The organism is Roseibium sp., assembly GCF_050301095.1.
In the GTDB taxonomy this organism is placed as follows: Bacteria; Pseudomonadota; Alphaproteobacteria; order Rhizobiales; family Stappiaceae; genus Roseibium.
Genome location: NZ_JBNKYW010000112.1, coordinates 1 through 8,409, shown reverse-complemented (window position 1 = coordinate 8,409; position 8,409 = coordinate 1). Strand labels below are relative to the sequence as shown.

The window sequence follows — 8,409 nt, the reverse complement described above, 5'->3', positions numbered from 1 at the left end:
CCGGGCAGCGGCGGCCAATCCCTGATCATGGACGTCGCCGTCGTCAGGTCCGATCTTGATGTACTTGATCATCAGGGCGACCTCGATCACCAGCAGCGTGCTGTAGAGCGCGACGAAACCGGTCAGCGTCAGCAGGATCTCGACAATCGACAGGCTGGATACGCCGGCGGAGGTCGGCAGCATGCTTTCGATGATCCACGGTTGACGGCCGTATTCGGCGACGATCCAGCCCATCTCGCAGGCGATCCAGGGGAGCGGAATGGAAAGCACGGCAACGTGCAAAAGCCAGCGCCGCTTTTCCCTCACAAAATCGAGTCTTCCGGCGGAGGAGTAGTAGAAGAAAACCGCCGTCGCCAGAATGAAGTAGAAGCCGCAGGCCACCATGATCCGGAAGGAATAGAACATCGGAAAGACGTTGGGCACGGACGACCACGCCGCTTCGTCGATCTGTTCCGGCGTCGCCTCCATCGGATTGTCCGTGAAGGGCAGCAACAGATAGGCATAACCGAGCGAACCGGAATGCTTCTTGAAGGTCTCGCGGACGTCGTCACCGGCGCCTTGCGGATTGGCACGGATCTTCTGGAGCGCATCCCAGGCGATCACGCCCTCGTGGATGCGATCCTTTGACTGAGCGACCAGTTCCTTGATGCCCGGAATGACGGTGTCGAGAGAGCGTGTCGCAATCAGTCCCATCACGTAGGGCACCTCGATGGCGAACAGGTTTTCCCGTTTCTCCATGTCCGGCCAGGCAACCACGTTGAAAGATGCAGGAGCCGGTTCGGTTTCCCACATGGCCTCGATGGCGGCGAGCTTCATCTTCTGGTTCAGGTTGGCCTCGTAGCCGCTTTCATCGCCCAGCACGACAACCGAAAGGGCAGAGGCGAAACCGAAGGCGGATGCGACCGCCATGGAGCGCTTGGCTATCTCCAGATGCCGACCCCGCAGCATGTACCAGGCGGAGATGCCAAGAACAAACATGGTTGCGGTGACATAACCTGCCGAGACCGTATGCACGAACTTGGCCTGGGCAACCGGATTGAACAGGACGTCATAGAAGCTGGTGACTTCCATGCGCATCGTATCGGGATTGAAGGTGGCGCCGACGGGATGCTGCATCCAGCCGTTGGCGATGAGGATCCAGAGCGCCGAGAGGTTTGTGCCGATGGCAACCGCCCAGGTGGCCGCAAGATGCTGACGCCTGGACATTCTGTCCCAGCCGAAGAAGAACAGGCCAACGAACGTCGCTTCAAGGAAGAAGGCCATCAGCCCTTCGATGGCAAGCGGTGCACCGAAGACGTCACCGACATACTGGCTGAAATAGGCCCAGTTCATGCCGAACTGAAATTCCATGGTCAGGCCCGTCGCAACACCCAGGACGAAGTTGATCCCGAAGAGCGTCCCCCAGAACTTGACCATGCGTTTCCACACTTCGCGGCCGGTAATGACGTAGACCGTCTCCATGGTCGCGAGCAGGACGGACAGCCCAAGGGTCAAGGGCACGAACAGGAAATGGTAGAGCGCTGTCATGGCAAATTGCAGCCGGGACAGATCGACGACGTCGAATTCCATCGGTTTCCCCCTTTTCAAGTCCTCTGAGACTTGAGCGCATGGTCGGAGCGAACGTTCAACTCCAACATGAAAACTCATATGCGAAAGCGGCTCACGGAGTGCAGATCAGGTCCGGGCTGAGGCGTGGGTGCAATTCCAAAAGGCAAACCGGCTAAGAGTATGAATCTTCACGGCCGCAATCGTGGCCCAGTGTCCATCCAAGGTCAATGCGGCAGAACCGGACAGGCAAGGAAAAACCATCTTGCCGGTAAATTAAGTTCTTGAAAGTTCTATTTTTCTTGACACACAACCGAGGGATCACCGCGACAGCTCGGGCAAATGCAGAACACGGTCGGCCGCTTCCAGTTCAAGCTTCTTGTGCGAGATCATCAGAACCGAAGCGCCTGCCCGGTACTTGAAGAACCGGGCAAGGACGTCAGAGGCCGTACGGACATCGAGCCCTTCGGTCATTTCGTCCAGAATGAAAACCTCCGGGCGGGTCAGGAAAGCACGCGCAAGCGCCAACCGGCGTTGCTCGCCGCCAGAAAGGCCCACACCGCCCTCGCCCAGAACAGTTCCCAGTCCGCCGCCACTTTCGGAAATCCGGTCCAAGAGCGCGGCGTTCGCCAGGGCCTGCCAGAGCTCTTCATCACTGGCCAGAGGATTGGCGATGCGGAGATTGGCGGCAACCGTATCGTTGAAGAGATACGGTCGCTGTCCGAGAACGGTGACCCTGCGGCGGAAATCCGCTTCGTTCAGGTCACATAGATCCCTGCCGTTCAGCTGGATCTGCCCGTGTCCGGGCAAGACAAGGCGCGCTGCCAACGCTGCCACCGTGCTCTTGCCGCATCCGCTGCGGCCCGCAACCGCGACGACTTCTCCCGTTTCGATGGCGAAGGAAATGGCCTCGACAGCGTTCCGGAGCGCTCCGGGATAGCGGAAGGACACGTTCTTGAAACTAAGAACCGGGTTCTGTGTTCCGGTCTTTTCCGGCTGATCCGTGCTGCCGCAAGGGACAGGGTTTTCAGTGTTCGTGCCTTGCAGCGCTTCCACACGCCCGGCGGCCAGCGCGACGCGGGACAACTTGCAGAGACCGGGCAGCAGCATGGAAAAGACTTCCGGAAGCGCTACCACCACCAGCAGGAGACCGACAGCAAAGGCGGGCCCGAAGGTCTCTTCCGACGCTGCCCAAATGCAGACCGCGAGCATTGCCGCCAGAAAGACCTGACCGATCAGGGTCGACGCGGTTGTGAGCCGGATCGCACGGTTCTCTTCGCTTTCCTCGGCAATGGCAAGCCGCTCATCGGCTGACGATACGGTTCGGGCTGCTCCCTGCAACCCGCCGTAGATCGCCAGGTCCCGGCGTCCTGCCACCAGGTCGACCGCACGCACGCGCATGGCATCGAGCGCTGCATCGGCACGCCGGGCCATTCGCCTGTCCCGGTATGCGCAGGAGAACCAGGCAAGCGCTCCCCAGGCCATCAGGAAGGCGAGGCCCGTCAGAAACACGGCAAGGGAGACTGTCCACCAGAACACAAGGAGACCGGCAGCAACCGTGATTGCAAGCGCAATCGGGACGACAAGGCGCAGATACACGGTGTCGAGTGCGGCAATGTCCAGGGTCAGCCGGTTCAGTACGGGTGCGGACCGCTGCCCGCGGCCACCGCCTGCAAGGAAGGCGGCAAACAGCTTGTCGCGCAAGCCTGTCAGAAACCGGAACGTCGCGTCATGGGTCAGCACGCGTTCGCCGTAGCGTCCCGCGGTCCTGACGATCGCCAGAGCGCGAATGATAGCGCTCGGCGCGAAGATATTCAGGGCTACGCCGCCGAGACCGGCGAGTGCCGCCGCGGTGATGAACCATCCCGATACGCCCAGCAGCAGGATGCCCGCCGTGGCCGGCAGGATGGCAATCAGGATGCCGAGCCAGAAGTGGAACCGGTTTTCGCGGTGCTGTGCCGCGACGAGCCTCAGGACCGCCCTCATGCGTTGACCGCCTTCCTGGCCACTTCCCTGCAGGTGGAAAGATCGACCTGCCTGCCTGGAAGCTTCGAAAGGAGTGCCGGATTGTGAGAGGCGATCAAAGCGGTCCGGCCATGCGCAAGGTGCTCCAGACCGGCAATGACATCGCCGGCCGTTTCTTCGTCTAGCCCCGCTGTCGGCTCGTCCGCAAGCAGCAGGACGGCGTTGCGCCGAAGAGCTGCGCGGGCGAGCGCGATCCGGCGGATTTCCCCGACAGAGAGGCCGAAGCCATCTTCGCCGACCGGGGTCGACAGGCCGTTCGGCAACCGCCGCACAAGCTCCGCCGCACCGGCAAGTTCCAGAGCGGCCCAAAGCTCTTCCTCCGAAACTGCGTTCCTGTCTGCGTTCCCCTTCAGAAGGTTGGCCTTCAGACTGCCGTGGAACAGCCGGGGCGCCTGGCCGAGCCAGACGACATGGCGGCGCAGGTTTTCGACTTGTGTCAGGACATTGCGCCCGTCCAGCAGCACCTCCCCCTTGTCCGGCGTATGAAACCCGAGCACGCAATCGATCAGGGTCGTTTTGCCGCTACCACTCGCCCCTTTGAGAAGAACGGTTTCTCCCGGATCAATCTCAAAGTCGAAATTCGAGTAAATCCGGCGCCCTCCGAGCTCAAGTGAAACGTCTTCGAACCGGATAGATGGGGGTGCCGGCAGGCGTCCCTGAGCCGGCATATCTTCCGCTCCGAATGTGTCCAGACGCGGCTCCGAACCGCCGATATCCTGTATCAGCGCGGTCAGTTTCTCCTGCGCGGCCACTCCACCCGCACGGTCGTGGTAGGCGGCGGAATAGGCTCTGAGTGGGGCAAAGAATTCGGGCGCCAATAGCAGGACGAAAAGTCCGCCAGAATAGGTCAATGGACCGGACCACGTTCCCGCCGTGACATCGCCGAGGAGGGAAAACCCGACATAAACCGCACAGAAGGCGATGCCGAGCGCGGAGAAAAGCTCAAGCACCGTGGAGGACAAAAAGGCGATTTTCAGAACTCGCATCGTTCCGAGCCGGAAAGTCTCCCCGGCTTCACGGATGTCTTCCTTGGTTCGGTCGGCAGCCCCGAAGAGGACCAGCGTCTCCAGCCCCCGGATGCGATCCAGGAGCATTCCGCTGAGACGCGTCAGTTCTTCCTGCTGGCCTGCGCTCGCAGCCTTTGCGCGAATGCCGATCAGCGCCATGAACACGGGGATGATCGGGCCGCAAACAAGCAAGATGAGCGCAGCAAGCCAACTGACCGTGAGCGCTGCAAGCAAGATCCCGACAGGCACCAGTTTCAGGCGGACAAGCTGAGGAACATAATTTCGGTAATAAGGGCCGAGCATCTCCACCTGCTCGGTCAGTTGCGCGGCAAAAACGCCCGAGGCCGGGAACCCGGCCGCCGGCGACCGCCGAACCACAGCGGCCAGGATATCCGCGCGGGTGCGGCTTTGAATCCTGCGCGCAACCCGACGGGCGCCGGTCAATGCCCGCATCTGCAGCCAGGATCTTAGAAGTGCCAGAACGATCAATCCGGCAGCGCTGATAACGAGGGAAACGGGCAACTGGCCAGACGTACCAGCGGCGATACCATCGGAGGCGAAGTTTGCAAGCAGTCCGCCGAGAGCCAGAGCAAGCAGCCCCGCTTGCGGAATCCACAGGAGATCGGAAAGTCCCAGGAGCATTCCAGACCATTTGAGCGCGCGCTGTTCACCGGCCTCCGGACGGCCGATACCCGAGCTTCCAATCGGCCCGGAAGCATTCGTTTCCAGCGATCGGCAGCCATCTGATACGTCGTTCTTTTTCATTCGAACCTTGATGTCGCGCCTCCCCCGCGAATTCAAGCGGCAGATTGCCACGGCCATGTTCCGGCGCATCCGCCGACCGGCCAATCTGCTCCCCCTACCGCGATTACCGCTTTTTCACAAGGCACGGCAACTTCCTGAAACACTCCTGACGACAGGTTGTCAGGAGCACTGTGCGAAGAAGCGCCCAGGGAAATTTCCCGTATTTGAAAAAGGAGAACCCAATGAGCGAACCTTGCCTGGAACTTGTCGTATTCAAGATCAAGGATGCCGAGAAAGCACGGCTGGCACGCCGGACGGCACAGGACACGGTGAAGACCTATGACGGCTTCATTTCCTGGACTGCGTACGAAGGGCACGAGGAAGAAAATCTCTTTGCGGACGTCGTGATGTGGCGGGACCTGGCCTCTGCCAAGGCGGCTGCCGAAAAGGTCATGAAGGACCCGGCCTTCGCGGCGATCATGGCCGAGATCGACGGCCTTGTGTCCATGGCGCACTACCATGCCGACCGCACGGTGACGGCGGCTGCCGAAGCTGCCTGACGCCTTCAGGACTTCCGATTGATCGGGTCAAAAACAAAAGGACGGCGCTGCTGCGCCGTCCTTCCGGACTGTGGCCAGTCTTGGGATTTCTGAAGCGAACTTACTTCATCGTCGGGATGACGAACTCTGCCCCGTCTTTCAGGCCGGACGGCCATCGGGAGGTGACGGTCTTGGTGCGAGTGTAGAACTTGAACCCGTCCGAACCGTGCTGGTTGAGATCGCCAAAGCCGGACTTCTTCCAGCCGCCGAAGGTGTGGTAGGCGAGCGGCACCGGGATCGGAACGTTGATGCCGACCATGCCGATGTTGATGCGGGACGCGAAGTCGCGGGCCGTGTCGCCGTCGCGGGTGAAGATCGCCGTGCCGTTGCCGTATTCGTGGCTGAGCGGCAGGTCGAGCGCTTCTTCGTAGTTCTCCGCACGAACAACGGAGAGAACCGGACCAAAGATTTCGGTCTTGTAGATCTCCATGTCCTTGGTGACATTGTCGAACAGGCAGCCGCCCATGAAGTAGCCGTTTTCATAGCCCTGCATGGAGAAATTACGGCCATCGACGACCAGCTTCGCACCTTCCTTGACACCCTGGTCGACCAGACCCTTGACGCGGGCGAGAGCTTCCTTGGTGACAAGCGGACCGAAGTCGACGTCGTTGCCGGCCGTGTACGGGCCGATCTTGAGGGCTTCGACTTTCGGGGTCAGCTTTTCGATCAGCGCATCCGCCGTGCTTTGGCCGACGGGAACTGCGACGGAAACAGCCATGCAGCGCTCACCGGCAGCACCGTAGCCGGCACCGATGAGAGCGTCGGCAGCCTGATCCAGGTCAGCGTCCGGCATGATGATCATGTGGTTCTTGGCACCGCCGAAGCACTGGGCGCGCTTGCCGGAAGCCGTTGCACGGGCATAGACATACTGCGCGATCGGAGTGGAGCCGACGAAGCCGACAGCCTGGATGGTTTCATCGTCGAGGATGGCGTCCACGGCGGACTTGTCACCGTTGACGACGTTCAGAACGCCTTCCGGCAGACCGGCTTCGATCATCAGCTCGGCGAGCATGATCGGCACGGACGGGTCGCGTTCGGACGGCTTCAGGATGAAGGCATTGCCGCTGGCGATGGCCGGGCAGAATTTCCACATCGGGATCATGGCCGGGAAATTGAACGGTGTGATGCCGGCAACGACACCGAGCGGCTGGCGCATGGAGTACATGTCGATGCCCGGGCCCGCGCCTTCGGTGAACTCACCTTTGAGGAGGTGCGGCGCGCCGATGCAGAACTCGGCAACTTCCAGGCCACGGATCACGTCGCCCTTCGCATCCGGCAGGGTCTTGCCGTGTTCGCGTGACAATGCTTCAGCAAGCTTGTCCATGTCACGGTTCAGAAGGTCCACGAACTTCATCATGACACGAGCGCGGCGCTGCGGGTTGGTGGCGGCCCAGGCAGGCTGCGCGGCAGCGGCATTGGCGATGGCGGCATCCATTTCAGCCTGGCTGGCGAGCGCGACTTGCGCCTGCACTTCACCGGTGGCCGGATTGTAGACGTCTGCAAAGCGGCCGGAAGTGCCCTCCACGTGCTTGCCGCCAATAAAATGACCGATCTTCTTCATGTCGCGTTTCTCCCATGGTGTCCCGACACGTGCCGAAAGGCGATCCTGCCCGGAATTAAGCTGCAGTCTTTTTGACTTTTATTTTTGTCATAAACAAGAACCAGAAATCCGGATCTATTGTGCAATTTTTATAGTTATGCAAAATGTGTAAGATAGCTTCGCAAACACACTCACCGTTGTCATCCCTACGAAAGCGGTCATCAAGCACTCCGCAGGTTCAATTTTGACCGCAAGTCCTGCGAGTACCGGATCCCAGATCGTCGCTTCACTCCGTCCGGGACGACACCTTGAATAGGGACAGGCGCCTTTGAACTGGGACGACATCCGCATTTTCCTCGCGATAGCCCGCACGGGTCAGATACTGGCCGCTGCCCGGCGCCTCGGTCTCAACCATGCGACGGTCGCCCGGCGGCTGACTGCACTGGAAGAAAGCCTGGGCAAGCGGCTTTTCGACCGCTCGACATCTGGCTGCGTTCTGACAGACAGCGGCAACCGCTTTTTCGAACGGGCGGAACGCATGGAAGCCGAAGCGGTCGCCGCCGAAGCGGATCTCGGTGGCGACACGCCTGAGATCTCCGGCACGGTCCGCATCGGCGCGCCGGACGGCTTCGGCGTTGCCTATCTTGCCCCGCGTCTTGGCAAGCTCCGCGAAATGCACCCCGGACTGACGGTGCAGCTCGTTCCGGTACCCAGATCGTTTTCACTCTCCCGGCGGGAAGCCGATATTGCGGTGACCATCGACCGGCCCGAAACCGGCCGACTGGTTGCCGGTAAGTTGGTCGATTATGCCCTCGGTCTTTACGCTTCCAGAAATTACCTTGAAAGACGCGGCATGCCCAGTTCTTCGAGCGATTTAAGCGCGCACGATCTGATCGGTTACGTGGAAGATCTTCTTTATTCACCGTCGCTCAATTACGGGTCGGAAATT

Annotated in this window: 6 protein-coding genes; 2 read left to right on the top strand and 4 right to left on the bottom strand. The window is 60.6% G+C overall.

Annotated elements, in window-relative coordinates; genetic code table 11:
* The 3 genes from ACQY7U_RS10115 to cydD form a co-directional block, all read right to left on the bottom strand.
* Positions 1 to 1,569: cytochrome ubiquinol oxidase subunit I (locus tag ACQY7U_RS10115; protein ID WP_428644061.1), on the bottom strand; the 1,569-nt coding region annotated here is incomplete at its 3' end.
* A gap of 297 nt (positions 1,570 to 1,866) precedes the next feature.
* Positions 1,867 to 3,531 carry a thiol reductant ABC exporter subunit CydC gene (gene cydC / locus ACQY7U_RS10110; protein WP_428644058.1) on the bottom strand — a complete coding sequence of 555 codons (1,665 nt, stop codon included), beginning with the start codon at positions 3,529 to 3,531 and terminating at the stop codon, positions 1,867 to 1,869.
* Positions 3,528 to 5,342, bottom strand: a complete 1,815-nt coding sequence (gene cydD / locus ACQY7U_RS10105) for a thiol reductant ABC exporter subunit CydD (RefSeq protein ID WP_428644056.1) — start codon at positions 5,340 to 5,342, stop codon at positions 3,528 to 3,530. The genes cydC and cydD overlap by 4 nt, the downstream gene beginning before the upstream one ends.
* Positions 5,343 to 5,563: 221 nt before the next feature.
* On the opposite strand from cydD, the gene ACQY7U_RS10100 reads away from it, so the two are divergent.
* A complete protein-coding gene (locus tag ACQY7U_RS10100) occupies positions 5,564 to 5,881 on the top strand; it encodes a hypothetical protein (RefSeq protein ID WP_428644055.1) in 318 nt (105 codons plus the stop codon).
* A 100-nt stretch (positions 5,882 to 5,981) separates the two neighbouring features.
* On the opposite strand, the gene ACQY7U_RS10095 is transcribed toward ACQY7U_RS10100, so the two are convergent.
* Positions 5,982 to 7,481 (bottom strand): CoA-acylating methylmalonate-semialdehyde dehydrogenase, encoded by a 1,500-nt coding sequence (locus ACQY7U_RS10095; protein ID WP_428644053.1) that lies wholly within the window; start codon positions 7,479 to 7,481, stop codon positions 5,982 to 5,984.
* A gap of 307 nt (positions 7,482 to 7,788) precedes the next feature.
* On the opposite strand from ACQY7U_RS10095, the gene ACQY7U_RS10090 reads away from it, so the two are divergent.
* A partial coding sequence (locus tag ACQY7U_RS10090) for a LysR family transcriptional regulator (protein ID WP_428644051.1) occupies positions 7,789 to 8,409 on the top strand: 621 nt, incomplete at its 3' end.

Bases quoted from the DNA above. Each gene is read 5' to 3' on its own strand.
- cydC (WP_428644058.1), bottom strand. From the start codon at position 3,531: ATGAGGGCGGTCCTGAGGCTCGTCGCGGCACAGCACCGCGAAAACCGG.
- cydD (WP_428644056.1), bottom strand. From the start codon at position 5,342: ATGAAAAAGAACGACGTATCAGATGGCTGCCGATCGCTGGAAACGAAT.
- ACQY7U_RS10100 (WP_428644055.1), top strand. From the start codon at position 5,564: ATGAGCGAACCTTGCCTGGAACTTGTCGTATTCAAGATCAAGGATGCC.
- ACQY7U_RS10095 (WP_428644053.1), bottom strand. From the start codon at position 7,481: ATGAAGAAGATCGGTCATTTTATTGGCGGCAAGCACGTGGAGGGCACT.